The organism is Arthrobacter sp. P1_B11, assembly GCF_056406715.1.
On the sequence record NZ_JBFTZQ010000032.1, the window covers coordinates 1 to 23,544 of the forward strand.

The following is a 23,544-nucleotide window of genomic DNA, read 5'->3' on the forward strand; positions in this document are numbered from 1 at the left end:
TATTTGCTGAGGTTGGCGAGGCGTTCGGGGCTGAGGAGTTCCTGGAGTTGGTCGGCGGTGAGGAGGCCGTGTTCGAGGACGAGTTCGGCCACGCCCTTGCCGGTGGCGAGGGCTTCCTGGGCGATGGCGGTGGCGGTGGCGTAGCCCAGGTGGGGGTTCAGGGCGGTGACCAGGCCGATGGATTGTTCCACGGTGAGGCGGAGGTGTTCGGTGTTCGCGGTGATGCCCCGGACGCAGCGTGCGGTGAGGGTGCGGCAGGCGGCTTCGAGGTGGGAGATGCTCTTGTGGAGGCTGTGGACGATGACGGGTTCGAAGGCGTTGAGCTGGAGCTGTCCGGCTTCGGCGGCCATGGTGATGGTGACGTCGTTGCCGATGACTTCGTAGGCKACCTGGCTGACGACTTCCGGGATCACCGGGTTGATCTTGCCGGGCATGATGGAGGATCCGGACTGCACGGCCGGGAGGTTGATTTCGCCGAACCCGGCGCGGGGGCCGGAGGAGAGCAGGCGCAGGTCGTTGCAGATCTTGGAGAGTTTCACGGCCACGCGTTTGAGGACGCCGGAGAGGTGCACGAACGCGCCGACGTCCTGGGTGGCCTCGATCAGGTCCACGGCGGTGACCAGCGGCAGGCCGGTGATGTCGGCCAGGTGCCGGCAGGCGGTTTCGGCGTAGCCGGGCGGGGCGTTCAGGCCGGTGCCGATGGCGGTGGCGCCGAGGTTGATTTCGTGGATGAGCAGGTCCGCTTCGGCGAGGCGGAGCCGGTCTTCGCCGATGGTGACGGCGTAGGTGCCGAATTCCTGGCCCAGGGTCATGGGCACGGCGTCCTGGAGCTGGGTGCGGCCCATTTTCACGACGGTGCGGAACTCGGCGGCTTTGGCCGCGAATGCGTCTTCGAGTTCGGCCAGGGCGGCGAGGAGTTCGCGGGCGGCGAAGATGGTGCCGAGCTTGACGGCGGTGGGGTAGACGTCGTTGGTGGACTGGGAGAGGTTTACGTGGTCGTTGGGGTGCAGCCGGGCGTAGTCGCCCTTGGGGTGGCCGAGGATTTCCAGGGCGCGGTTGGCGATGACCTCGTTGGCGTTCATGTTCGAGGAGGTCCCGGCGCCGCCCTGGATGACGTCGACGACGAACTGGTCGTTCAGGAGCCCGTTGAGCACGTCGGTGCAGGCGGCTTCGATCGCGGCGGCGCGCTCGGGGTCCAGGAGCCCGAGTTCGAGGTTGGTGCGGGCGGCGGCGAGTTTCACGGCGGCCAAGCCGCGGACCAGGTGCATGTTCGTGGACAGCGGCTGGCCGGTGATGGGGAAGTTCTCCACGGCCCGGAGCGTGTGCACACCCCAGTACGCGGCGGCCGGAACGTCCCGGTCGCCCAGGAGATCATGCTCGGAACGGACGTCCGGAGCGGTATTGGTGATGGTCACTTGCAATCCTTAGAAGGCGTCGTTGGCTGGGGAAATTGCGGGAGCTGTGGAGTGAAAATCGGCGGCCTGAAGCAGACCCACGGGCCGGCCGCCGCCCAGCACTGCGCTGGTCGCGATGCCCGCCAGCGGTGACGTGTCGACGTCGAGCGCTTCCAGTGCGCGGACGGTGACAGGCATGCGGGCGCGGTCGCCGCCGTCGGAAATCTTGACTGCAATGCCGCGGCCGTCCGGCAGTCCCACGAGCTGGACGCCCTCAAAACCGTCCTTGGCCAGGAGCCCCGGCACGAGGCGCATGAGCTCGGTGACGTCCCGGCCTTCGCCTGCCACCATCTCCGGGTAGTGCCGCATGGCATGCGCGACGGCGGCTTCCGGGCTCTCGGGGGCGGACGCACCGTCCGGCAGTTCTGCGGACGCGAGACGGCCGAAGGCGCGCGCCATGCCGGCGAGGGTCAGGGCGAACAGCGGCGTGCCGCAGCCGTCCGTGCTGATCCCGGACGGTTCTTCGCCGGTCAGCTCCGTCACGGTTTCCGCCACGATCTTCTGCAGCGGGTGCCCGGGGTCGAGGTAACCCTCCACCGGCCAGCCGTTGATGACGCACGTGGCCGCCATGGCGGCGTGCTTGCCCGAGCAGTTCTGGGCGATCTGGGTGGCCTGGCCGCCCTCGCGGAGCCACTCCTCGCGTTCGCCCACGCCGTACGGGAGGTCGGTGGTGTTTTCCAGCGCGGCGGCCGTGAGCCCGTGGAGCTGCAGGATCCGGCTGGTGCCGTCGCGGTGCCTGGCGCCGCCGGAGTGGCTTGCGGCGGCAAGGGCCAGAAGATCGCCGGGGAGATCAAGCCCGGCGCGGACCATGGCCACTGCCTGCAGCGGCTTGAGCGAGGACCGCGGGTAGAAAGCCGCCAGCGGGTCACCGGCGGAAAGAAGGGTCCTGCCGCCAGGCGCGGTGGCGATGAGCGAGCCGTAATGGATGCTTTCGACAAGTCCGTCGCGGGTCTGGAAGGCCAGCGGTTCGTGCCGGGGCAGCCTTTTAGACGCATGGGGCGCGGTTGCCCAGGGGGCAGCTGCGGCGGGCGCGGGAATCTGGGGGCTTGCCGGCATGGCAGGGGAGGGCATGGAGTCCTTGGGCTGTTGGATTGTTGCTGGCGGTTACTGGTTGAGGATGGAGTCGAGGGCCTCGCCGACGGCGCGGAGGTGCTCGCTCATGGCGGCGCTGGCGTCTGAGGCGGAGCCGGCTTCGATGGCGTCGAGGATGCGCTGGTGCTCTTCGTTGGAGGCGTGCTGGCGGTCGGTCACCAGGTTCAGGGTTTCGGACTGGTGGGCCAGGGCATCGCGGATGTCGGCCACCACGCTTTCGAAGACCTTGTTGCCGCTGGCTCGGGCGATGGCGGCGTGGTAGCCGGAATCGAGCGCCACCCAGGCTTCGGGATCGGTCTCCACGGCCATGGAGGTGACCATGGCGCGGAGGATGTCGAGGTCTTCGGCTGTCCTCCGTTCGGCGGCGAGGCCCGCGGCGGGGACTTCGATATGCGGCCGGGCCTCGGTGAGGTCGCGGGCGGAGAACTGGCCGAGGACGAGGTCGTTGGCTACGTGGTCGGCCACGACAAACGTGCCCCGGCCTGTGCGCGTCATGGTCAGGCCGAGGGCGGTGCAGGAGCGGAGGGCCTCACGGATCACCGATCGGCTCACGCCGTACTGCTGGGCCAGGGCCGCCTCGGAGTTGAGCTTGGCGCCCACGCCCACCCTGCCGCCCTCGATGTCGCCGCGGATGGCGTTGAAGACAGCCTCGGCGGCGCTGAGGCGGGCAAGGGGGGAGGTGTTTCCTCCGCTTTGCTGTCCGGCTGTCCGGCTGTCTGACAGGTTCACGCTTAAAAATATGGCACGGGTCACACCGGACTGTCAACTGTGAATTGGGCGGCTGCCGCCGGCCGCCTGGATTACGAAGCCGGAAGCTCGAGGCTCAGCACCGTTCCGCTGGGGCCGGTTTCCTTCACGGTCACGTCGCCGCCGTGGCGCATGGCCGCGTCCTTGACCAGTGCCAGCCCGATTCCGTAGCTATGCCGCGCCGCCTCATGGTCTGCCGGCCTCCCGCGCGCAAACCGTTCGAACACTCGGTCCGGTTCGATGTCCGTGATGCCCGGGCCGGTGTCCCGGACGCTGATCCTGATCATGCGGCCGGTGGCAGTCACGACCACGCTGATACGGCCCGAATCGGGGGTGTGGGAAATGGCGTTCTCCACCAGTGCGGTGACCATCCTCCGCAGCAAATGCGGCGGAATGCGCACGCCTGCCGGGCCGGCTGCTGAGCAGGCCAGCTCAATGCCCGCGGCGCCGGCGAGGAGCTGGAGGTCGTCCGTCACTGCCGCAACGACCGTGGCCGCGTCCACGGGCTCGGTGGCCTCGATGGAGGCGGGCGCGGACAACAGCAGCAGGTCGTCCACCAGTTCGGCGAGACCGGCGCTGTCCTCGCGGAGTCGGGCAAGCGTGGTCGCCGCGGGGCTGTCCGGACCGGCCTTGCGCTGGGCAAGCTGCAGCCGTGCGTCCAGGATGGCCAGCGGCGTGCGCAGTTCGTGGCTTGCATCCTGGACGAAGCGCCGTTGCACCGCAAGGGCTTCGCCGAGCGGCCTCACGGCGCTCCTCGCGCTGACCAGTCCGGCGGCTGCCGCAAGCACCACGCCCAGGACGCCGCCAAAGATCAGCGCCAGCAGTCCGTCGGCTTCGTCGATGTAGATCCTGCCGGCGCCGGCAGGGTGTTGGGCGAGCTCGGCCGGCTGTGACCGGTAGACCGCGAACAGCACGAGCGCCAGGATGACGACGGCGACGCACGCCGCGCACACGAGCGCGATCTGCGTGCTGACCTTGCGGGCAGCCGTGCGCAGGATAAGCCGGTCGGCATCGGACGGGTTCATGACGGCTCTCCCAGCTGGTAGCCCGTGCCGTGGACCGTGCGGACGATGTCCCGGCCTGCCTTCCGGCGGAGGTAATGGACGTAAGTGTCGACGGCGCCGGGCTGGTCACCTTCCGTGAACACCTTGCCGAGGAGCTCGGTGCGGGAGAAGACCCGCTCCGGTTCGGTGGCCAGCACTTCGAGCAGCGACCCCTCCCTGGGGGAAAGGGACACGCGGTCGCCGTAAGGCGAGAGCAGGAGCCGGGCATCGGCGTCGTACGTCCAGTCGCCGAGCGGCAGGGACCGCAGCGGAGCCTCGTAGGTGCGGGTCAGGGCGCGGAGGCGGGCGGCGAGCTCTGCGGCGTCGAACGGCTTGACCAGGTAGTCATTGGCCCCGGCGTCCAGCCCGTCCACCTTGTCCTGCACGGTGCCCAGGGCGGTGAGGATCAGCACCGGAGTGCTGACGCCCTTGCCGCGCAGCGCTGCGACGAGCGCGGCGCCGTCGAGCAGCGGGAGTCCGCGGTCCACCACCAGGGCGTCCCACTCCTGCGTCAGGCCGAGGTGCAGGCCCTCCTGCCCGTCCCGTGCGAGGGTCACGTTGAAATCGTCACCGATGAGCTCGGCGATGAGGGGGCCGAGCTGCCGGTCATCCTCGACCAGCAGCACGCGCTTCTTTCGGTTGGCGTCCATTACGCACCATTCTGCCAACACGGGGGATTGTGCCAACAGGATGCGGCGGCCCGCGCGGAGGCGGTGCTCACGCGCTCGCTGCGGGAACGGGGCCCAGCCGGGCCAGGAGGGGTATGCGGGACAGGACCGCCAGCCCGTAAGTGTTCCACAGCCCCGTGATAAACGACGCCCCGGTCAGGGCTGACAGGAACGACGCCGCCACGTCAGTTGGGTAGTGGACGCCCAGATAGATGCGGGACAGGGCCACCGCGACGGCCACGAGGGCTCCGCCGACCAGGGCTGGCCACTGCCAGCGGGTGCCGCGGGCCAGGAGGAACACGGCGATCGCGAGGGCCGCGGCCAAGGCGGTGTGCCCGCTGGGGAAGCTGTCGGTGCCGGGCTCGGGCGTCAGGGGATCGAAGAGGGCGGCGGAATCCGGCCGATGCCGGGCGACAACCAGCTTGAACAGTTCGCTGCTGACCCACGCGGCGGACGCCACCAGCCCGGTGGCCACCGCGTTCACCGGGCTCCGGCGGGCGAAGAGCAGGAACAGGCACAGCGCGGCGATCATCAGCACGCCGCCGACCGGGCTGAACACGACGTTGAAGAACAGGGCGATCGCGGTCAGCGGGGGCGAGTGGCCGTGGCTGAGTTCGGCATCCACGGACAGGTCGGCAGCGGTAAGGGCGGGGACGGAGCCGAGTGTCAGCCCTGCGGCCACGATCAGGGCAGCAAAGACCAGCGGCAGCACGATCCAGTGGCGGAGCTGTGGCAGCGTTGCCATGCGGGTGCGGTCCGGCGTACTGTCTGTTGCCGGCTCTGTCCTGGTCACAGGCTGTCCCTTTCGTTTTCGGCATGCGTGGTGCTGTGCCTGATTCAAGTGTGGGAGCGGGCTGCCAAGAAATCTCTAAGAAATAGAATGGGTCCGAATTCTGTGTGGATTCCCCTTCGGCACGTTCGTGCCGAAATACCGTTGCCCGAGCCCCAAAAAGCGTTTTACACTGAATCTGAGCAAATTTCGGCACGTTCGTTCCTATTAAGAGGGTATTTGTGGCCACATCCTTCCCCGATCACCTTGCCGGTGAAGTCCGCGCGCGCAGGGCCGTCCTGCGGCTCAGCCAGCAGGACCTTGCGGACATGGCGGGAGTCTCCGAGCGGTTTGTCCGGTTCGTCGAGCAGGGCAAGCCGAGCGTCCAGCTGGACTCGCTGATGGCCGTCCTGGAGACACTGGGCCTGGAGCTTCGGCTCGCCACACGGTCGAGGGAGGCGGCACGCGCCCTCGCGAGCCAGCCGGCGTCGGACGGCGCCTCTGGAGCAGCTGAACCTGAAAGCAGCGCCCGGCCATGAGGCACCGCGTGGCGGACATCTACAAGCGGGGCATCCTGGCCGCGCGCCTGGAACGGCACGAGGGCGGCACAAGGTTCGCCTATCTGCCGGCGTACCTGCAGGCGGGCGGTCCCGCCGTCGCCAGTTCCCTGCCGCTCTCCGCGGAGCCGGTGCTGTCCGCGGCAGGCGCCGCCCCGCCCTATTTCACCGGGCTGCTGCCGGAGGGGCGCCGGCTCAACGCGCTGCGCCGGTCCATCAAGACCAGCGCGGACGATGACCTGTCGCTGCTCATCGCCGCGGGCGGTAACCCGGTGGGCGACGTGCAGATCGTGGGGCACGGGGAGACTCTGGACCCCGAGGAACATGCCGTCGAGGTGGACCCGCGGAAGCCGGTGGACTTCGACGAGCTGCTCGGCGATTCCGGGCTGATCGATCCCGTGGCGCTCGCGGGCGTGCAGGACAAACTGTCTGCCGGGATGATTTCGATGCCCGTGGCCAGCGCCGGCCGGCGGTTCATCCTCAAGCTCAATGCGCCCGAGTTCCCGCACGTGGTGGAGAACGAGTTCATCATGTTCCGCTACGCGGCCAAGCTGCGGATTCCGTTGAGCCGCGTGCAGCTGATGCGCGATGTCGCAGGCCGCCCGGGCCTGCTTGTGGAGCGATTCGACCGGGTGCCGCTGGCGGAACGGCCCGGAGCGGCAGGTGCATCGGACGCGGTGCAGCGCCTCGCCGTCGAGGACGGTGCCCAGGTGCTCAAGCTGTACCCGGCGGACAAGTACAACGTGGGGTTCGGGACGGTCTGCCATGCCTTGGCGGAATACTGCGCGGCGCCGCTGCCGGCGCTGCGGAACCTGGCTATCCAGGTCGCGTTTGCGTGGCTGAGCGGCAACGGCGACCTGCACGCCAAGAATGTGTCCATGGTGCAGCAGCCGTCAGGGGAGTGGTCCGTCGCGCCGGTGTACGACATCCCCTCCACCGTCGTCTACGGCGACAAGACACTCGCCCTGACGCTCGCCGGCAAGCGCAGCGGCATCTCCCGGAAGCATTTCCTAAGCTGGGCCGCGGCCCTGGGGCTGACGGAGCGTGCGTCGGTCCAGGTGGTGGACCTGACGCTGAAAGCAGCGGGCCCGCTGCTCGCAGACCTGGAGGCGGGCACTGCGTTCGCGACAACGCACGACGGCGGCGGCTCGCCTTTTCCGGACATGGTCACCCGGGCGTGGGTGAAGGAGCTGAAGCACCGGCGGAGGCTGCTGGAAGGGTGAGCCGGCGCCGGAGGATATGTTCCGTGAACCCTTTCCCGGGCAGCGGGCAATACAGAGTGTGAGTACAGACAGCGACATCATCAGGCGGTCCCGCGACAGCCCCGCAGCGTTTGGGGAGCTGTACGACAGACACGCCTCAGTCATCTACCGGTACGCGGCCAGGCGGGCGGGGGACTTCGCGGCCGACGACGTCACGTCCGAGACCTTCCTGGTCGCCTTCGAGCGGCTGGACACCTTCGACCACGGGCGGGACGACGCCAGGCCCTGGCTGTTCGGCATCGCCACCAATCTGCTGCGGCGGCACCACCGGGCCGAGGCGCGCACCCTGAAGACCCTGGCCAGGTCCGCTCCCCGGGAGGGAGTGGATGACAGTTCGGACCGGATCGCGGCGCAGGTTGACGCCACCGTAGCGACGGCCCGGATCGCCGGCACGCTGAAATCCATGGCAGCCATAGACCGGGAAACCCTGCTGCTCTACGCCTGGGCCGACCTGACATACGAAGGAATCTCCCAGGCGATGGACGTGCCGGTGGGCACCGTGAGGTCCCGTCTGAACCGCGCCCGCAAAACACTGCGGGACACGCTGGGCCTGGAACGACTTGAAGATACGGAGAACGATCATGGACGATTTGCAGCTGCTCCGCGCAATGCGTAGCGATGTTGGCTCGGCACCCCAGGCCACACTTGCCCGGGGCCGGAATACCCTCATGGCCAAAATCGGAGCGCCGGATGCCCGGGCCACCACCAGCGGGGTGAGGCCGCGGAGGATTGTCCGCCGGGCGGTCTTGGCCTCCGCGGCCGCCGCGCTGCTCGTCGGGGCCATGGTCGCCGCCGACGTCATCATTCCCGGGGCGCACAAAGGCGCCACCGCCGAGGCCGCCGAAGTCCTCAGCAGGGCTGCCACGGCCACGATCAAGACCTCCGACCCGGTGGTGAAACCGGGGCAGTACCTGAAGATCGATACCAACGCCGTTTACGGCACAACCCAAGCGTTTGCAGACGGGAGCCAGTTGTCCTGGCTGGAAAGGACAGGAGGCCAGGTTTACGTCCCAGCGGACCGCACCGGCGTATGGGTGTGGACCCGGGAAGACCGGGTCCCGGGGACTTTCTTCAGCGACGCAGCCAAGAAGGCGGCGGCCAAGATGCAGGAATCAGTTTCCGGCTCCAAGGGGGCCGGGGCCGAAACCCTGCGCGCCCCGGGCGGTGCTTTCTACGGCGGAGAACAGACAGTGATCAACGGCATGCGGCTGGATGAAGCCGCCAAGCTTCCCCGCGATCCCAAAGCGCTCCTGGACCTGATCTACTCCCGCACCAAGGGCGCAGGGGTTTCACCGGAAGCCGAGGCATTGGTGACCATTGCGGATACCCTGCGTACGGGCATCATTCCTGCGGACCTGCGGGCGTCTCTCTACAAGGCTGCGGCTCTCGTCCCCGGCGTCACGATGGTGGACCGCCAAGCCACCCTCGACGGAAAAACCGGCGTCGCCATTGGCATTGTAGGACCGGACGGCAGAAGCAGGCGAGACATCATCATCGATCCGGCCACCGGTCTAATGATCGGAGAACGGGACGTCCTGCTCAAGGCCACCCCAGACTTTCCTGCCGGGACCGCCACGTCGTGGACGTCCGTTCGGACCACAGTGGTCAACGCGGCACCTTAAACGCCTACGGCCGTAGACTCCTACGACGGGAAAATGGGCGCTGGGATATCCCTCCCGGCGCCCATTGGCCTGTAATTTGTCGGATGTGGCGGAACTACAGGTGCTGGATGCCCGCCCGCTGCATGGCGTCCTTGTAGATGTCCACGCTCTTGGTGAGGAGCTCCTCCTGCTTGGCCTCGGAAACAGCAAAGGCCCGCCCGCCGAGCGCGCTGGCCTTGTAGATTTTGATGCCGTTGTTCTTCAGTGAGGAGTGGTAGGTCTTCTCGAAGAGGGTCAGGAAGGTCGAGGCGTCGGTGCCGTGGGCGATGACGGCCGAGACGCGTTTATTGATTTTCAGGAACTGGCGGAAGGGGCGCAGGCCGTCCGTTTTCTCCTGGACATTCAGGGCCGACGGAAGGTCAGGATCCCGAACCCAGGGGTAGGCGTTCCACGGCATGACGTAGCGAGGGTCGAGTTCCGCGAGCTCGTAGATCTGGGTGGCCCGGCGGGCGGCTTCATCGTCGTTGAAGTGGGACACGAATCCGGACTCGGTGCCCTTGCCCGGGCTGACGTGGAGGCTGACGATGCGGCACTCGTCCTCGTCATGGATGGGGTCAATGTAGGGGACGGTGGATCCCGGCTTCTTTTCCATGAGTTCGTCGCACAGCTGCGTTACCGCCGCAATGTTCGGTTCCTGTAGCAGGGCCTTTTTTTCGTCCCAGTCAATCGTCACGATCTCTCCCTCAGCAGCAAGGCGTCCAGAATCAGGCGTCTTGTTCCACTGTACGCTTTTGCCGGTTTGGGTGCGCGGGGGAGTTCACAGTCGTGGCTGCGGACCGGCGTCTTCCGGCTGTTCAGTCCTCGAAATGGGCGGATGGGTGGTGCTACCTGGGCATTGGATCTTTCTCCGGCGCCGGCACAGGTTCATCATGAAGGATGAAAGCCAGCGCGACCGCCCTCCTCGGCGCGAGGGGCGAGCCTGGTGCCCATGAACTTGAGATGATCGCCGTGACCAGGACCAGTTCGGCATCCCCGGACCGCCGGTCGCTTCTGAAATTGATAGGGATCGGAGCCGCTGGAATTGCGGGGACCCCGCTTCTGTCCGCCTGCACTGCCGCAGCCAGGCCCGCCGGCGAGCCCGGCGACCCGAGCACGCCGGCGTCGTTGCTCCCTGCGCCGGAACCACAGGTCAAGCCGCTGCTCAACCCGCAGAAGGTCAGCGATGCACTGGCCAAGCTCGACGGGATGGTCCAAAGCGCCATGGCGAGCACTGGGGTTCCCGGGATCGCCGTGGCGGTGGTCTACCGGGACCAGTCCGTGTACGCCAAGGGTTTCGGCGTGCGGGCGGCGGGGAAGACGGAGCAGGTCGACGCCGACACGGTCTTCCAGCTGGCGTCGGTGTCCAAACCGCTTGCCTCCACAGTGGCGGCCGGAGCCGACGGGTCCTATATCCTCAGCCACCTCGACCAGCAGCCGCTGGACTCATTCCGGGCCAGCTACAACTACAGCAACTTCGGCTACACCGCGGGCGCAATCCGGGACCTTGCCCGCTGGCCCCGTCTGCAGCTCGCCAACGGCAGCTATGAGGGAAAGCAGATCATCGAGCCGGAGGCCCTTGGCGTCACCCACGTTCCACACGCCGTCTCAGGGCTGCCCGCCACGCCGGGAGCCCGCACACGCTTTTACGGCCTCGGCTGGAATGTCTCCTACGACGACCATGCCCGGCTCCTGTTGGGGCACTCCGGAGCCTTCAACCTTGGAGCAGCGACCGCCGTCTCCATGCTTCCGGGTGAGCAGCTTGGCATCGTGGTCCTCACCAACGGACGTCCCCAGGGAATCCCGGAAGCCATCAGCGCGGGCTTCTTGGACGCGGCTCAGAACGGTGCGCCGACCGTCGACTGGCTTGGTTTTACCGCCCGGGCGTTCCGGCAGATCGATGAGGCGGAGAAGCCGAAGACGGACTACTCCAAGGCACCAGAGCACACCCAACCAGCGCGGACCAGCACTTTCTACACCGGCAGCTACGCCAATTCCTACTACGGGGCACTGGCTGTCGCCGAGGATGGCCGCGGACTTGCCCTGAAAATGGGCCCGGCTGCCAAGGCCACAACGTTCAGGCTCACCCACTTCGACGGCGATACGTTCAGCTTTGAATCCATTGGAGAGAATGGCAACGGCCTGGCAGGCGCAATCTTCACCGAAGGGGCGGGCGGCACGGCAGCCAGCGTCAGGCTCGACTTCTACGACCAGACGGGGCTCGGCACCTTCACCCGCGAGTGAGGGCCGGAGTACTTTCGTAAGCTTCAAGGGAATGACCGCCCCGATCCAAGGAACCCATTGCCTATCTCCAAACAAACGCTGAAGGACGACGGGTTCACCGGATTCCGGCCTGTCAGGGACCTCGAAATCAACCGGATTCCGCAGCGGCCCGGGATCTTCGCAGTGCTCCGCCCCGAGGGCTTCGAGCCGCGGTTCCTGGCCAAGAGCACCGCCGGGGTGTTCAAGAAGAAGGACCCGTCGCTCCGGGCGGAAGCGCTCCACGCCGAATGGGTCGAGGACGCGGACGTTATTTACCTGGGTAAGGCCGGCCCCGGAAGCAAGGGAAACCGCGGCCTCCGCAGGCAGATCCAGGAGTTCGTGGACTTCGGAAAGGGCAAGCCGCCCGGGCACTGGGACGGTCGACTGATTTGGCAGCTCGCCGACTCCCGGACCCTGCTCATCGCGTGGAAGGAGCTGGCCGCAGAGGAGGTGAACCTCGCCGAAGCCAGGTACCACGCCGAATTCCGCGAACACTTCGGCAGGCTCCCCTTCGCCAACCTCGTCCAGGCCCGGGCCAAAGGGGTCTAAACGCCGGAGCCGCGGTGCGTAAACCTGCCCGCCACCAGTGTCGCAGCGACCGGCATCCCGGCGAACACCTCGTCCGGCACGGACAGCGGATCGGCGTCGAGCACAGCGATGTCCGCAGGGTCCCCTACCCGGATCAGGCCGCGTCCCCGGGTCGAAGCCATGAGCGCTTCCCGCCGAGTGAGACCCTGCTCCGGATGCCACGGTCCGCGCCCGTCCACACGCGACCGGGTGGTCGCGGCCGACATCGCTACCCACGGATCAAGTACAGCCACCGGCGCATCGGAGCCGAGTGCCAGCACCGCGCCGGCCTCGAGCAGGGACCGCAGCGGGAAGGCCCGGTCGGTGCGCCCGCTCCAGTTGGCCTCGGCGGCGTCCCGGTCGTCCAGGGCATGCGCGGGCTGGACGCTGGCGGTCAGGCCCAGCTCGCCAAAGCGGGCAAAGTCCTCGTGCCGCACAAACTGGGCATGCTCAATCCGGCCCGGGATCCCGGCAGCGGCGAAAGCATCCAGTGCCACCTGGTTTGCGCCGTCGCCAATCGCATGGACGGCCGGAACGAACCCGGACTCCCGGGCCGTGACCAGCAGCGCCAGCAGCTCCGCTTCGCTGACGGTCAGCATCCCGTGGCCGCCGTGCGGATACGGGTCCACGCAGTACGCGGTGCGCGTGTTCAGGGATCCGTCTATGAGCACCTTCAGCGGGCCGACGCGCAAAAGGCCTGCCCCGCCGTCGGGCTCCTGCCCGGTCCGCATGCCCGCGGCGACCGCCCGGGCCAGGTCATCCGGATAGACGCCCGCGTCGATCCTGAACGAGTCGAAGCCGCCTGCCACCCGGCGCAGCCAGACGTCGCGGTTCCAGGTCATCTCGAAGTCGACCACGCCCACGATTCCCCGTGCGGCGGCCTCCCGAGAAGCAGTCCGGACCCACGAATCAACAACCTCATCAGGCAAACGTCCCAGCTCGCGGGTCAGGGCGAACGCAGCGTCCTCGCGTAGCAGGCCGCCGGCATCCACCTCAACGCCGTATCTCGAAGCCGCGGCTGAGTTCAGCCACACGCAGTGGAGGTCGTGGCTGATCAGTGCCGTCGGCACCCGGTGAGTGACGTCGTCGAGCATTTCACGGCTGGGGACGTCCTCCCACACCGCATCGCGGAACCCGACCCCCACCACAGTCAGGCTCCGGTCGGCGTCCGCCAACCGGGCGCGCACCACCCCCGCGGCCTCCCGCGCCGACGCCGCCAGGGAAAGATCGATCCGGTTGGCCGCCAGGGCCCACTGCGTCATGTGCACGTGCTCGTCCCACAGCCCTGGAATGACGTGCCGGCCATCGAGGTCAATCACGGGGACATCGGCGGGCGGCCGCTCGCCCGCAGGGCTGAGCCGGGTGACCGCGCCGTCTGAGATGTGGATGTTCAACAGTGCAGGGTCCCCCGGCTGCCTGACGGAAGCCAGAATGATGTCAGGCAGTGGGTGTCCCTCTTGGTCGAAGAGCATAGGAAACAGGTTATGGGCCGAATGCCCGGGCAACAATCCGGGCAGGACCTCCTGCCCGCGACTTTAGCCCTCTTCACAGCGCACGCCTGAAGGTGCATTCTGGACGTGACGCGGTTCTGACAAAGAAGTCCGGGGGAGGATCCGTGGTCGCTGGCGTCACCGGGTCTCACCACGTGTTGGGGAATGGCACCGTGAACCCGCCGTTTCCCGCAGGAGCAGGAAACGGGGAGGCCGCGGCCGCATGAAGAAGCAGATTGACCCTGGACAGATTCGTCAGCCACCGCCGCTGCCCGCCGGACTCACGCTCCCCGCCGGAGAGGCGTGACCGCGGTGGACAGAACCTCCACCCAGCACCGGCTTAAAGTCCACGTCCACATCGACGCCAACATGGAATCGGCGCGCATCGACGTGCGTGGCACGCTGACGGCCGCGAACCTGAGGGCACTATATGTGGTGGCCCGCCGGACAAGCGCTCTCCTGCCCGGCCGGGAGATCGTCATAGACCTGACCCATGCGCGCGCTGCGTCGGATGCCGTCACGGCCCTTCACGATCCAGCCCAGCTCAACCGCCTGGCGGCCGCTGCCGGAAGTTCAGGGCTGCTTTGCCCTTTGCGCATCCTGGATCCACCGCCGGCAGCAAAGAGCCGGGAGAGAGTATGAAGGCGCACATTGTCTACGACTCCGCCTACGGCAACACGAAGGAGGTCGCCACGACGATCGCGGCATCACTGGATCCGCTTCCTGCCGAGGCCGTGCCGGTAGGTGACTTCAACCCCGGTGACCTGGCTCTGGGCGACCTCCTCGTCGTCGGGAGCCCGATCAACGGCTGGCGTCCGACGCCGAAAATCAACGAGCTGCTGTCAGCGCTCGGCAACGGACAGCTCGACGGCGTTAGGGCCGCCGCGTTCGACACCCGCATCCGGCTCTTCATCCACGGCGACGCGGCCCGGAAGATCACGGAAACGCTCCGGGCAGACGGTGCCCACATCATTGCCAAGCCGATGCCCTTCTACGTCCGCGGCAGCGAGGGACCGCTGCGCCCCGGAGAACTTGAGAAGGCCACCGCCTGGGCAAAGGAACTCCTCGCGGCTTTGCACCCGTAGTGCGCCGTAGGCCACTCATCAGGAAAGGAACGCGGCCATGAAACCAAGCCGCATCGTGATGCTCGTCCTGGGCACGCTCTCGGCGCTTCTGGGCCTGGGGCTGCTCGCCGGCGCAGCGGGAGTCGGATGGCTCAACTTCCAGCAGCGCGACGAGGGCTACTTCACCTCGTCAACGGAGCGCTTCGAGGCCAGCTCCAACGCCATCACATCCGTCGGGCTGGACATCATGGCGGGCCAACGTCTCCCCGATGTCATCCCGTCTGACAGCGCCGGCAGCATCCTCATCCGCGGCGCGTCAGGCACAGCCGGCAAGGAAATCTTTATCGGCATCGCCCCGGAGCCGGACATGGAGCGGTATCTGGAGGGGGTCAAACGGTCGGAAATCCGGGACCTTGAAACAAGGCCCTTCAGGGTTGCTTACCGTGAAATTCCGGGCGCGCGCACCCCTGCACGCCCCAGTGTCCAGACCTTCTGGACGGCTTCTGCCACTGGCGCCGGCACCCAGGAACTCAGGTGGGACCTTCGCCCCGGCAGCTGGGCAATCGTGGTGATGAATGCAGACGCCAGCGCGCCCATCGCCGCCGAACTGCAGGGCGGCATCCGTTCGGACCTGCTGTGGCCCTTGTTCGTGGGACTGCTGATCTCCGGCATCGTGCTCCTGGCCGTCGGCGTCCCGCTGATCGTCGCCGGTGCCATGGGTCTCGGACGGCACGGCCCGCCGCCGCAATATCCGACGGCGGGACCGCACGCCGCTGGACCCGGCGGCACCGCTCCACTCGCCAATGCAGCCGCTGGCCCCCAGTATGGTGCCGGTCCCCCGTATGGGGCCGGCACTCCGTACGGCGGAGGCGTCCCGGGCAGCGGGGCGGCCGTACCACCGCCGCCACCCGCCGTCGGGCTGTTTTCGAACGCACCATACCCGGCCCGCCTGAGCGGGCACCTCGATCCGGGGCTGTCGCGCTGGATGTGGCTGGTCAAGTGGTTCCTTGCGATTCCGCACCTCATCGTGCTGTTCTTCCTCTGGTTCGCCCTGGTCATCACCACCATCGTGGCGTGGTTCGCCATCCTGTTCACCGCCCGCTACCCGCGTTCGCTGTTCAACTTCAACGTAGGCGTGCTGCGCTGGAGCTGGCGGGTGTCTTTCTACGCCTTCTCCGCGATCGGCACGGACCGCTACCCGCCCTTCACCTTGGCCCGCACGGACTATCCGGCCGACTTCGACGTCGACTATCCGGAACACCTCTCCCGCGGCCTGGTCCTGGTGAAGTCATGGCTGCTGGCCATCCCGCACCTGCTGATCGTGGGCGTGCTGGCGGGCAACTCCCGCACCTGGGCGGCGTCCGACGACGACTTTGCAGGTGGTGCCGCCCGCTACTCGTCTGGCGGCGGAGTCGCTCTGATATCGCTCCTGGCCTTCATCGCCGGCGTCATCCTGCTGTTCACCGGGAGCTACCTCGGGAGTCTGTTTGACCTGTTGCTCGGCCTGAACCGCTGGGTGTACCGGGTGGCCGCCTATGTGGCACTCATGCGGGACGAGTATCCGCCGTTCCGCCTCGACATGGGTCCGGCCGATTTCTACGGAACCCAACCCGGCAATCCCCCGAGAGGTGAACCATGAAACTGACTGTCAACACGTTCCTGAGCCTGGATGGAGTCATGCAGGGCCCGGGCGGAAAGGAAGAGGACGCCAGCGGCGGATTCGAACTTGGCGGCTGGCTTGTCCCGCACGCGGACGAGGACATGGGCAGGATCGTGGACGGCTGGTTCGCCGAGGCCGACGCCATCCTCTTGGGCCGCACCACATACCAGCTGTTCCAACCCTATTGGGAACAGGTCTCGGACCCGGATAACGCAGTGGCGGCCGCGCTCAACGGCCTGCCCAAGTACGTGGTCTCAAACACCCTCAGCGAAGCCACATGGAACAACACCACGATTCTGTCCGGCAACATTCTCGAGGCCATCGACGACCTCAAATCCAGCCCCGGTCGTGAACTTCAGGTGCACGGCAGCCACGTTTTGGCCCGAGCCCTGCACAACGCCGGTCTGGTGGACGAGTACCGGCTCTTCGTGTTCCCGGTGGTGCTGGGGCAGGGCAAGCGCCTGTTCGACACCGGCTCCGCGCCGTCGGCCTTTACCCTGGCCGGGCACAAAGCGACGGCTGCCGGCGCCGTCCACCTGACCCTGCTGCCCACGGCGTTCGGCGCCGGAGAGTTGGACGTGGGGGAGTTCGAGGTGCGGGACGGGCGGGAGCGCGTCCGGGACTGAGCCGCCGCCTCGCCGAAATAGAGCAACGCGGGGTCAGATACGGCCCAATATCGACGGCCGATTGGGCGTTATGTGACCCCGCGTTGCATTTAGCCGCCGGAACCCTTGAGGCGCTCCATCTCGCGGCGGTCCTTCTTGGTGGGCCGCCCGGTTCCGCGGTCACGCTGTGGGAGGCCGAGAGCCGGGGCCGCGGGCCGCGGGGGCGTGTGGTCGGTGAAGCAGTGCGAGGCCGCCTCCGCGCCGACGCGCTTGGCGATGAGCCGGCGCACCTCAAGGATGCGCTCATATCCCGGCTGGCGGACGCGGACGGTGTCGCCCGGGACCAGCGAATGCGACGCCTTGGCCGGGTTTCCGTTGAGCCGGACGTGTCCGGCGCGGCATGCAGCAGTGGCCGCGGAGCGTGTCTTGTAGGCACGGATGGCCCACAGCCAGGCATCAATGCGGACCGTGGCGGGTGCTGAAGGAAGGCTGCTCATGACTGCTGCCGAGTATAGCGGCCCCCATTCCGACCCTCTGCAGCCCGGCCGCCGAATAACATGACGGGTGATCTATCAAAAGGGCACGCCCGGCGGGAACTACTGGGAGTGACCACCCTCCCGCTGCGCCGCGTCACCGCGGTCGCGAAGAAGCTGGCGCAGCTCGTGGAGGATCTCCAGCTGCTGGTTGTTGATGGCCGTCAGCCGCTCGATCTCGGCTTCGGCCTGCACATCGGTGTCGTAGTCGTGCTGGGCCATAACCGCCGCGATGGCATCCTGGCGTTTGGCGGCGATGAGCAGGATGGCGCCCTGCAGCCCGGCGAGCATGGAAAGGAACAGGTTCAGCAGGATGTACGGGTAGGGATCCCACGCCTTGGACGCAAGGACGAGGGAATTCACCAATGCCCAGGCAATCATGAACCCGATGAAGCCGCCCACAAACGGCCAGCTGCCCATGCCGTTCCGCATGACGTCGGCCGCGCGTTGCCCCCGGCTTAACTGGGCCTTATGCTCTTCGTGCCACGTTGTTGGTTGCTTGCTCATGTGCCCAGAGTACGGGCGGAGCGGAGTGCCAGCGTCCCGGCTACTCCACCCTGACCTTTACCCGCTGGACCACGTTGTTGCCCATGCCCTGGTAGTTCCAGTGCTGCTCGAGCGGCTGGACGGCGCCGGTTGCGTCCGTGGCCCGGCAGGCCAGCTCATGCTCGCCGGGATCGGCGACCCACGGGAAGCTCCAGCCGCGCCATGCAAAAGCGCCGGCGGCCTTCTCCAGCTGCGCGGGCGCCCACTTGCCGTCGATACCGACGTCCACACCCGTCACGGCGCCTTCACCGGACCAGGCCCGGCCGCGCAGCATCACCGGGCCGCGGGAAAGGATGCGCCGGCGTGTATAGAAGTCCGGAATGCCCGGCGGAAGCATCAGCGAACGGATCCTGATCCGCGAAACCGGCGCGCCGGCGTCGTCCGCGGTGTGCTGGTAGCGGTACGCGACCGACTGCTGGAAGCCGTGGAACGGCACGGTCACCACCTGGATGGACTGCAGCCACTTGACGCTCGTCATGCCGTACCAACCGGGAACCACCAGCCGCAGCGGATAGCCGTGCTGCGGCGGGAGCTCGCTGCCGTTCATCTTGTAGGCAAGCACGACGTCGGCCCGGAGCGCCTCCGCGATCGGCAGGCTCCGCGCGTACTGCTGCCGGACGCCGCCCTGGATTCCCTCGTCCAACCCGGTGAACACGATCTCAACGGCTTCGGGCTCCACGCGGGCCTGCGCCAGCAGGTAAGCCAGCGGAACCCCCGTCCACACCGCGGTGCCCACTGCTTCGAGCGTCCACGGCTGGCTCAGCGGCCTCGGTTTCAGGAGTGAGCGCCCGTTGCCGGCACACTCCAGCGTCACAGGGACGCTGATGGCCGGGTCCTTCTTCAGTGCGGCCAGGCTCAGTTCCAGCGACCGCTCCACGGCGCCGCCGATCCGCAAATGCCAGGACCCGGCGTCGATGTGCGGGATATCGAAATGCGTCAGAACATAATGCAGTCCGGGCGGCGTGATGTCCTCCCGGAGCGCCTCCAGCGGCATTGAGTGGTTTCGCACCGCGAGCTGCAGTTCCTCTGCGGTGAGCGGACCATAGGTGGGTTCCCCAGCATGCGGAGCCGGCCGGGCGGACTGACGGCGTCTGTAGATCAGCTTGGACATGGCATTGCGATTCTGCTCGGTTCTGCGGACGGGCGTCCCCCCACTTCACAGGTTTACGCCGCGCCCCCAGGACCGTCAATCCCGGGACCGTCAATCCCAGGACCGTCAGCGCCTGATTAGCCGCGCGAGCCGGCCAGCTAAATCTGCGGCAGCTTCACGAACTCCGCGAGCCCGATGGGGTCCTGCCCCGTCAGGCCGTGCACATCCGACGTCGGCCCGGCCAGCTCCCGGTTCGCGATCGCCGTGTACGTGCTCACCCAGGCCTTGACCTGCCACGCCGGAGCGCCGTAGGAAGCCCGCGAGGAGTACGCCTCCTCGAGCGTTTCATTGTGGTACGTGACGGTCCTTCCCGTGGCGTTGGAAAGCACTTCGGCCGCGCGGGCCAGCGAGATGTCCTCCGGCCCGGTGAGGTTGTAGGTGAAGCCCGCATGCACCGCGGGGTCCCGCAGCACCGCCACTGCGCTCCGGGCAATGTCTTCCCGGGCCACGGCAGCCATGACGCCGTCCCCGGCGGGCCCCCGGACCACGCCGTCCTCCCCGGCCAGCATCGGCAGGAAGTCCAGGTAGAAGTTGTCCCGCAGGAACGTGAAGGCCATGCCGGACGTCCGGATCCGCTCCTCCGTGGCGTAGTGGTCCCGCGCCAGGGTGAAGGACGCGTCCGGCGCCGCACCGAAGAACGAGGTGTAGACAATGTGCTGCACCCCGGCCGCGGCAGCGGCGTCCACGAACGTGTAGTGCTGCTGCAGCCGGTCCTCGGCCTCGGCCGCGGAAACCATGAACAGCGTCTTCACGCCGTCAAGGGCGGAACGTGCAAGCACCGGATCCGCGTAGCTGACCACGGCGGACGGTGCGTCCTGCAGCTCCGGTGCGCGGCCGGCGTCGCGCACCAGCAGGCGCTGGGAGAAGCCGGCATCCGCAAGCTGGCGCGCCACCATCCCTCCGAGCACGCCGGTGGAGCCGGTCACGGCAAGGTCAGGGAGATCTGTCATGGCCCCTCCTAGCCTTCGCGCGTTTCGGGGGACTTCGTCTGGGAAGGATCACGCTCGGCGAGTGAACCGATCGCGGCGTCGATCTTCTTCATGATGTCCGCCTCAAGCGTGACTCCCGATGCAGCCACAGTGTCCGCGATCTGCTCGGGCCGCGAGGCGCCAATAATGGCGGACGCCACGTTCGGGTTCTGCAGCACCCAGGCCACCGCCAACTGCGGCATGGTCAGCCCGGCTTCGTCGGCGATCGGCTTGAGCTCCTGCACGCCGGTGAGGACGTCGTCGCGCATCCAGCGCTGGATCATCTTGGCGCCGCCCTTTTCATCCGTGGCGCGGCTGCCCTCCGGCAGCGGCTGGCCGGGCAGGTACTTGCCGCTCAGCACGCCCTGCGCCATGGGGGACCACACGATCTGGGAGACGCCCAGTTCCTCCGACGCCGGGACCACCTCTTCCTCGATGACCCGCCAGAGCATGGAGTATTGCGGCTGGTTGGAGATCAGCTGGAAGCCGAGTTCCTTCGCCAGCGCGTGCCCGTTCCTGAGCTGCTCCGCGGTCCATTCGCTGACGCCGATGTACAGCGCTTTGCCCTGCCGCACGATGTCCGCGAACGCCTGCATGGTCTCTTCCAGCGGTGTCTCGACGTCGTAGCGGTGTGCCTGGTACAGGTCCACGTAGTCCGTCTGCAGCCTGCTGAGCGAGCCGTCTATCGACTCCATGATGTGCTTGCGGGACAGGCCGAGATCGTTCTTGCCCTTGGGCCCGGTGGGACCGAAGACCTTGGTGAAAATTTCGAGGGACTGGCGCCGTTCGCCCTTGAGTGCTTCGCCGAGGACGGTCTCCGCGGCGGTGTTGGCGTAGACGTCGGCGGTGTCAAAGGTGCTGATGCCGGCGTCCAGCGCTGCCCGCACGCATTGGGTGGCGACGTCGTTCTCCACCTGGGAGCCGTGCGTCAGCCAGTTGCCGAACGTGATTTCCGAGATCTTGAAGCCGCTGTTTCCGAGGTATCTGAATTCCATGGGTTTCACGCTAGCGGAGATGGTTGCTCAGGGTAAGGGATACAGGCCGATCATCCGCCGGCCGTGTCACCCGCAGGGCTGCCGCGGGGTTAGCTGGCACGGGGGGTCCCCTGCGCTGCCGTCCCCCGCGGTGTCAGGACCGGATGCGTGATTCGGTGTGCTGCGACAGCGAGACCATGGACCCGGTATCCAGGATGGCCATGTGGCCGGCGTTGGCAGGCTTCTTGGCGGGCCTTGCCGGCTGGGCGGACTTCGCGGTCGATGGCTGCGCCGGCTGCGGGCTCTTTGCTCCGTTTCCGCTGCCGTTTTCGCCGGGCGCGTGGGACGGCGGCGGCGGGACCTGGGTGAGCGGTGCGCGGGCGCCATGGTGCAGGGCGGATTCCACCAGCGGCGCAACTTTCACGATTTCGCCGGTGCCCGTGACGGGAACGTCGCGGACCGGGACATCGATCGTGGGAGCCGCCGCGCGGGCCCGCGCCACGGCACGGGCATCCGCCGCGGCAACGGCGTCCGCCCAGTCCTTCGCGAGGACCGGCGGTACCGGGCACGCTGCTGTCACCAGGGGGTGATGAACGACGGCGGTGCGCAGCGCCTCTTCGAGTCCGGCGCGGGTCAGCAGTTTCTTCCAGTCGATGGGAGGGCGCGGCGCGCGAACCGGGCGGGAAGTGCTTTGCGTCTTGGGCAGCCGGGGCTTTGCGGGCCGGGCCTTTCCCGGCCGATCCTCGGCGGGGTGGCTGTTGGCGGACTCTGCGACGGGCACACTCCGGGCGATCTGGCCGTCCGCGGACAGCCGCACCAGCTCGATGGTGTCGGTTTTGGGGAACCTGCCGAACAGGGCCATGACGATCAGGGCGGTGAGGCGGCCGGTCCCGGCGATCAGCAGCATGGCCGTGAAAATAATGAAGAGCCCAATGAACATGACAAAGGCCACAAACACCGTGCCAAAAAATGTCAGGTTCAGTGCAATCGTTGTCGGATCTCCCACTTCACCCTCCTAACAGCCCGCGGCTGCCGCATCCCGCGACAGCCACAACCGGAAACAGCCCCTAACCACCATACGGACTATTTACTGCCGACATGCCCGCATGACAAGGCCCCGCCGGTGTTGTTTCGAACCTGTTATCGGATGCGCCCCTCCCGGCAGGCATATAGTCGGAATTAGCAAGTAAACACCACATTTTCCAGGGGATGCCGTGACCCAGCCAGAGCCCTTTGCCGGTAACTGCCCGTGCCTCTCCGGAGAGCAGTACGCGGACTGCTGCGGCCGTTTCCACCGCGGATCCGCTGAAGCCGCAACGGCAGAACAGCTGATGCGTTCCCGCTACAGCGCGTTCGTCCTCCTCGATGCCGGTTATCTGCTCAAAACCTGGCATCCGGACACGCGGCCCTCGGAGCTGGAGCTCGATCCTGGCCTTGAGTGGCGCCGGCTGGACGTCGTGTCCACGAGCCGCGGCGGCCCGCTGGACACCCAGGGCACGGTGGAATTCAGGGCGCACTTCAGGCAGGACGGCGAACGCGGCGTCCACCACGAAACGAGCCGCTTTCTAAGGGTGGACCGGCGCTGGTACTACTTGGACGCCGTCGTTCTGCACCAGGCCTGATCGCAGCCCTTAATGGCGGTCATCGTAGTCCGCGGTGGGCGTGAAGCCGGCGCGGTCCACCTTGCGGTGGAAGTGCATGCCGGTCATCCCGCCCAGCACGGCGCCCACCAGGGCCACCGCAGCCACCACAACGGCGGCGATGATGCTCGTGGTGTTGAGCTGGCCTTCGTTAATGGGAATCCTCGGGAAGCTGTTCAACTGTGCGAGGATATTGAACCGCTCCCCGGCGATCAGGCCCAGCACGGCCACGATCACGGCGGCGATCAGGGCCCAGATCCACACCATGAAGCCCTGCTTGGCCCCGTTGAAGCGCGCCATCCGGCCGGCGACATAGCCGCCGCTGTAGTAGGAGACGAACAGGATGACCAGCAGCATAATGATGCCCACGACGCCCACTGTCTGATTCGTCGTCGCCTGTCCGACAGCCGCGTTCACATCAGTGTTCGTGGCGAGGCCGACGGCTGTCCCGGCGGCCGCCACCAGGGCGGTCAGCAGGACGGCCATGCCCGTAGCGGCCAGCCAGCCGAAGAACGCCGAGCCCACCTGGATACCGCCGAAGGCCTCCTTTTCACGGGCCACGGCGATCTCCCGCGACGCCATCCCGGGATCGGTACGCGGGACCGCGCTGGTGTGCGCCTCCTGTGTGTAGTCGCGCTCAGCGTAGGGCGCCTGGGTGTTCATGGCCCGCGTGTCGGTGTCCCTCCGGCCGCCCTCGCGCTCGTCCGTGCTCCATGCGTCCGTGTCGCCTGATTGCGTGGCGTCGTAAACCGGGGTGTCGTCGGTGCTGGGTTGGGATTGGGTGCGGCGGGGGCGCCTGTCCTCGGAACTTATGGGGCTGCTCATTGAACGTCTCGCTTTCATTGAACGGACCGGG

General features: G+C 67.4%; 26 protein-coding genes. 11 read left to right on the forward strand and 15 right to left on the reverse strand.

All coding sequences use genetic code 11. From position 1 onward, the window contains the following. The 6 genes from AC1D14_RS19385 to AC1D14_RS19410 form a co-directional block, all read right to left on the reverse strand. Window positions 1–1,415 (reverse strand): aspartate ammonia-lyase (locus AC1D14_RS19385; protein ID WP_476969036.1); only part of this gene is annotated, 1,415 nt, incomplete at its 3' end. Window positions 1,416–1,424: 9 nt separating this feature from the next. Continuing rightward, entirely contained in the window at window positions 1,425–2,525 is a 1,101-nt protein-coding gene (locus AC1D14_RS19390) for an asparaginase (RefSeq protein WP_476882345.1), read from the reverse strand. A gap of 33 nt (window positions 2,526–2,558) precedes the next feature. After that, entirely contained in the window at window positions 2,559–3,275 is a 717-nt protein-coding gene (locus AC1D14_RS19395) for a FadR/GntR family transcriptional regulator (protein WP_230120323.1), read from the reverse strand. Window positions 3,276–3,346: 71 nt separating this feature from the next. Continuing rightward, on the reverse strand, window positions 3,347–4,318 hold the full coding sequence (locus AC1D14_RS19400; RefSeq protein WP_476882344.1) for a sensor histidine kinase: 972 nt from the start codon (window positions 4,316–4,318) through the stop codon (window positions 3,347–3,349). Further along, window positions 4,315–4,986, reverse strand: a complete 672-nt coding sequence (locus AC1D14_RS19405; RefSeq protein WP_476882343.1) for a response regulator transcription factor — start codon at window positions 4,984–4,986, stop codon at window positions 4,315–4,317. Before AC1D14_RS19405 ends, AC1D14_RS19400 begins: the two co-directional genes overlap by 4 nt. 67 nt (window positions 4,987–5,053) lie before the next feature. Then, the gene (locus AC1D14_RS19410; RefSeq protein WP_230120319.1) at window positions 5,054–5,797 is read right to left on the reverse strand and encodes a phosphatase PAP2 family protein; all 744 of its coding nucleotides are present in this window, start codon (window positions 5,795–5,797) and stop codon (window positions 5,054–5,056) included. 218 nt (window positions 5,798–6,015) lie between these two features. On the opposite strand from AC1D14_RS19410, the gene AC1D14_RS19415 reads away from it, so the two are divergent. The 4 genes from AC1D14_RS19415 to AC1D14_RS19430 are packed head-to-tail and all read left to right on the forward strand — an operon-like array spanning window position 6,016 to window position 9,214. Then, window positions 6,016–6,312 (forward strand): helix-turn-helix transcriptional regulator, encoded by a 297-nt coding sequence (locus AC1D14_RS19415; protein WP_230120315.1) that lies wholly within the window; start codon window positions 6,016–6,018, stop codon window positions 6,310–6,312. Next, window positions 6,309–7,553 (forward strand): type II toxin-antitoxin system HipA family toxin, encoded by a 1,245-nt coding sequence (locus tag AC1D14_RS19420; protein WP_476882342.1) that lies wholly within the window; start codon window positions 6,309–6,311, stop codon window positions 7,551–7,553. The genes AC1D14_RS19415 and AC1D14_RS19420 overlap by 4 nt, the downstream gene beginning before the upstream one ends. A 58-nt stretch (window positions 7,554–7,611) precedes the next feature. Then, entirely contained in the window at window positions 7,612–8,208 is a 597-nt protein-coding gene (locus AC1D14_RS19425; RefSeq protein ID WP_230120311.1) for an RNA polymerase sigma factor, read from the forward strand. Beyond that, the gene (locus AC1D14_RS19430) at window positions 8,174–9,214 is read left to right on the forward strand and encodes a CU044_5270 family protein (RefSeq protein ID WP_476882341.1); all 1,041 of its coding nucleotides are present in this window, start codon (window positions 8,174–8,176) and stop codon (window positions 9,212–9,214) included. Before AC1D14_RS19425 ends, AC1D14_RS19430 begins: the two co-directional genes overlap by 35 nt. A 94-nt stretch (window positions 9,215–9,308) precedes the next feature. On the opposite strand, the gene AC1D14_RS19435 is transcribed toward AC1D14_RS19430, so the two are convergent. Continuing rightward, window positions 9,309–9,926 carry a uracil-DNA glycosylase family protein gene (locus AC1D14_RS19435; protein ID WP_230120308.1) on the reverse strand — a complete coding sequence of 206 codons (618 nt, stop codon included), beginning with the start codon at window positions 9,924–9,926 and terminating at the stop codon, window positions 9,309–9,311. Between the two features lie 203 nt (window positions 9,927–10,129). Between AC1D14_RS19435 and AC1D14_RS19440 the strand changes: the two genes are divergently transcribed. Then, a complete protein-coding gene (locus AC1D14_RS19440; protein WP_476882340.1) occupies window positions 10,130–11,473 on the forward strand; it encodes a serine hydrolase in 1,344 nt (447 codons plus the stop codon). Between the two features lie 57 nt (window positions 11,474–11,530). Beyond that, window positions 11,531–12,040, forward strand: a complete 510-nt coding sequence (locus tag AC1D14_RS19445; protein ID WP_230120304.1) for a hypothetical protein — start codon at window positions 11,531–11,533, stop codon at window positions 12,038–12,040. Here the strand turns inward: AC1D14_RS19445 and AC1D14_RS19450 are convergent. After that, window positions 12,037–13,530 carry an amidohydrolase gene (locus AC1D14_RS19450; protein WP_476969037.1) on the reverse strand — a complete coding sequence of 498 codons (1,494 nt, stop codon included), beginning with the start codon at window positions 13,528–13,530 and terminating at the stop codon, window positions 12,037–12,039. The genes AC1D14_RS19445 and AC1D14_RS19450 overlap by 4 nt on opposite strands. Before the next feature lie 330 nt (window positions 13,531–13,860). Between AC1D14_RS19450 and AC1D14_RS19455 the strand changes: the two genes are divergently transcribed. The 4 genes from AC1D14_RS19455 to AC1D14_RS19470 are packed head-to-tail and all read left to right on the forward strand — an operon-like array spanning window position 13,861 to window position 16,898. Beyond that, window positions 13,861–14,190: a hypothetical protein gene (locus AC1D14_RS19455; protein WP_476882337.1), complete on the forward strand. Its 330-nt coding sequence runs from the start codon at window positions 13,861–13,863 to the stop codon at window positions 14,188–14,190. Next, window positions 14,187–14,633, forward strand: coding sequence for a flavodoxin family protein (locus AC1D14_RS19460; RefSeq protein WP_476882336.1), 447 nt, complete (start codon window positions 14,187–14,189; stop codon window positions 14,631–14,633). Before AC1D14_RS19455 ends, AC1D14_RS19460 begins: the two co-directional genes overlap by 4 nt. Window positions 14,634–14,670: 37 nt before the next feature. After that, the gene (locus tag AC1D14_RS19465) at window positions 14,671–16,251 is read left to right on the forward strand and encodes a DUF4389 domain-containing protein (protein WP_476882335.1); all 1,581 of its coding nucleotides are present in this window, start codon (window positions 14,671–14,673) and stop codon (window positions 16,249–16,251) included. Then, window positions 16,248–16,898, forward strand: coding sequence for a dihydrofolate reductase family protein (locus tag AC1D14_RS19470; RefSeq protein WP_230120294.1), 651 nt, complete (start codon window positions 16,248–16,250; stop codon window positions 16,896–16,898). The genes AC1D14_RS19465 and AC1D14_RS19470 overlap by 4 nt, the downstream gene beginning before the upstream one ends. Before the next feature lie 89 nt (window positions 16,899–16,987). Here the strand turns inward: AC1D14_RS19470 and AC1D14_RS19475 are convergent, their stop codons facing one another. The 6 genes from AC1D14_RS19475 to AC1D14_RS19500 form a co-directional block, all read right to left on the reverse strand. Continuing rightward, window positions 16,988–17,374, reverse strand: coding sequence for an RNA-binding S4 domain-containing protein (locus tag AC1D14_RS19475; RefSeq protein ID WP_230120293.1), 387 nt, complete (start codon window positions 17,372–17,374; stop codon window positions 16,988–16,990). A 99-nt stretch (window positions 17,375–17,473) separates the two neighbouring features. Next, window positions 17,474–17,917, reverse strand: a complete 444-nt coding sequence (locus AC1D14_RS19480; RefSeq protein WP_230120292.1) for a DUF1003 domain-containing protein — start codon at window positions 17,915–17,917, stop codon at window positions 17,474–17,476. A 40-nt stretch (window positions 17,918–17,957) separates the two neighbouring features. Next, entirely contained in the window at window positions 17,958–19,067 is a 1,110-nt protein-coding gene (locus AC1D14_RS19485; RefSeq protein WP_230120291.1) for a sulfite oxidase, read from the reverse strand. A 137-nt stretch (window positions 19,068–19,204) separates the two neighbouring features. After that, window positions 19,205–20,056, reverse strand: a complete 852-nt coding sequence (locus AC1D14_RS19490; RefSeq protein ID WP_476882334.1) for an SDR family oxidoreductase — start codon at window positions 20,054–20,056, stop codon at window positions 19,205–19,207. 8 nt (window positions 20,057–20,064) lie between these two features. Then, entirely contained in the window at window positions 20,065–21,069 is a 1,005-nt protein-coding gene (locus tag AC1D14_RS19495) for an aldo/keto reductase family protein (RefSeq protein ID WP_230120289.1), read from the reverse strand. Window positions 21,070–21,202: 133 nt separating this feature from the next. Next, a complete protein-coding gene (locus tag AC1D14_RS19500) occupies window positions 21,203–22,054 on the reverse strand; it encodes a hypothetical protein (RefSeq protein WP_476882333.1) in 852 nt (283 codons plus the stop codon). Between the two features lie 208 nt (window positions 22,055–22,262). Between AC1D14_RS19500 and AC1D14_RS19505 the strand changes: the two genes are divergently transcribed. Beyond that, window positions 22,263–22,670, forward strand: coding sequence for a YchJ family protein (locus AC1D14_RS19505; protein WP_230120286.1), 408 nt, complete (start codon window positions 22,263–22,265; stop codon window positions 22,668–22,670). A gap of 9 nt (window positions 22,671–22,679) precedes the next feature. Here AC1D14_RS19505 and AC1D14_RS19510 read toward each other — a convergent pair whose 3' ends face one another. Then, entirely contained in the window at window positions 22,680–23,513 is an 834-nt protein-coding gene (locus tag AC1D14_RS19510) for a TIGR04086 family membrane protein (protein WP_476882332.1), read from the reverse strand. Window positions 23,514–23,544 lie beyond the last annotated feature (31 nt).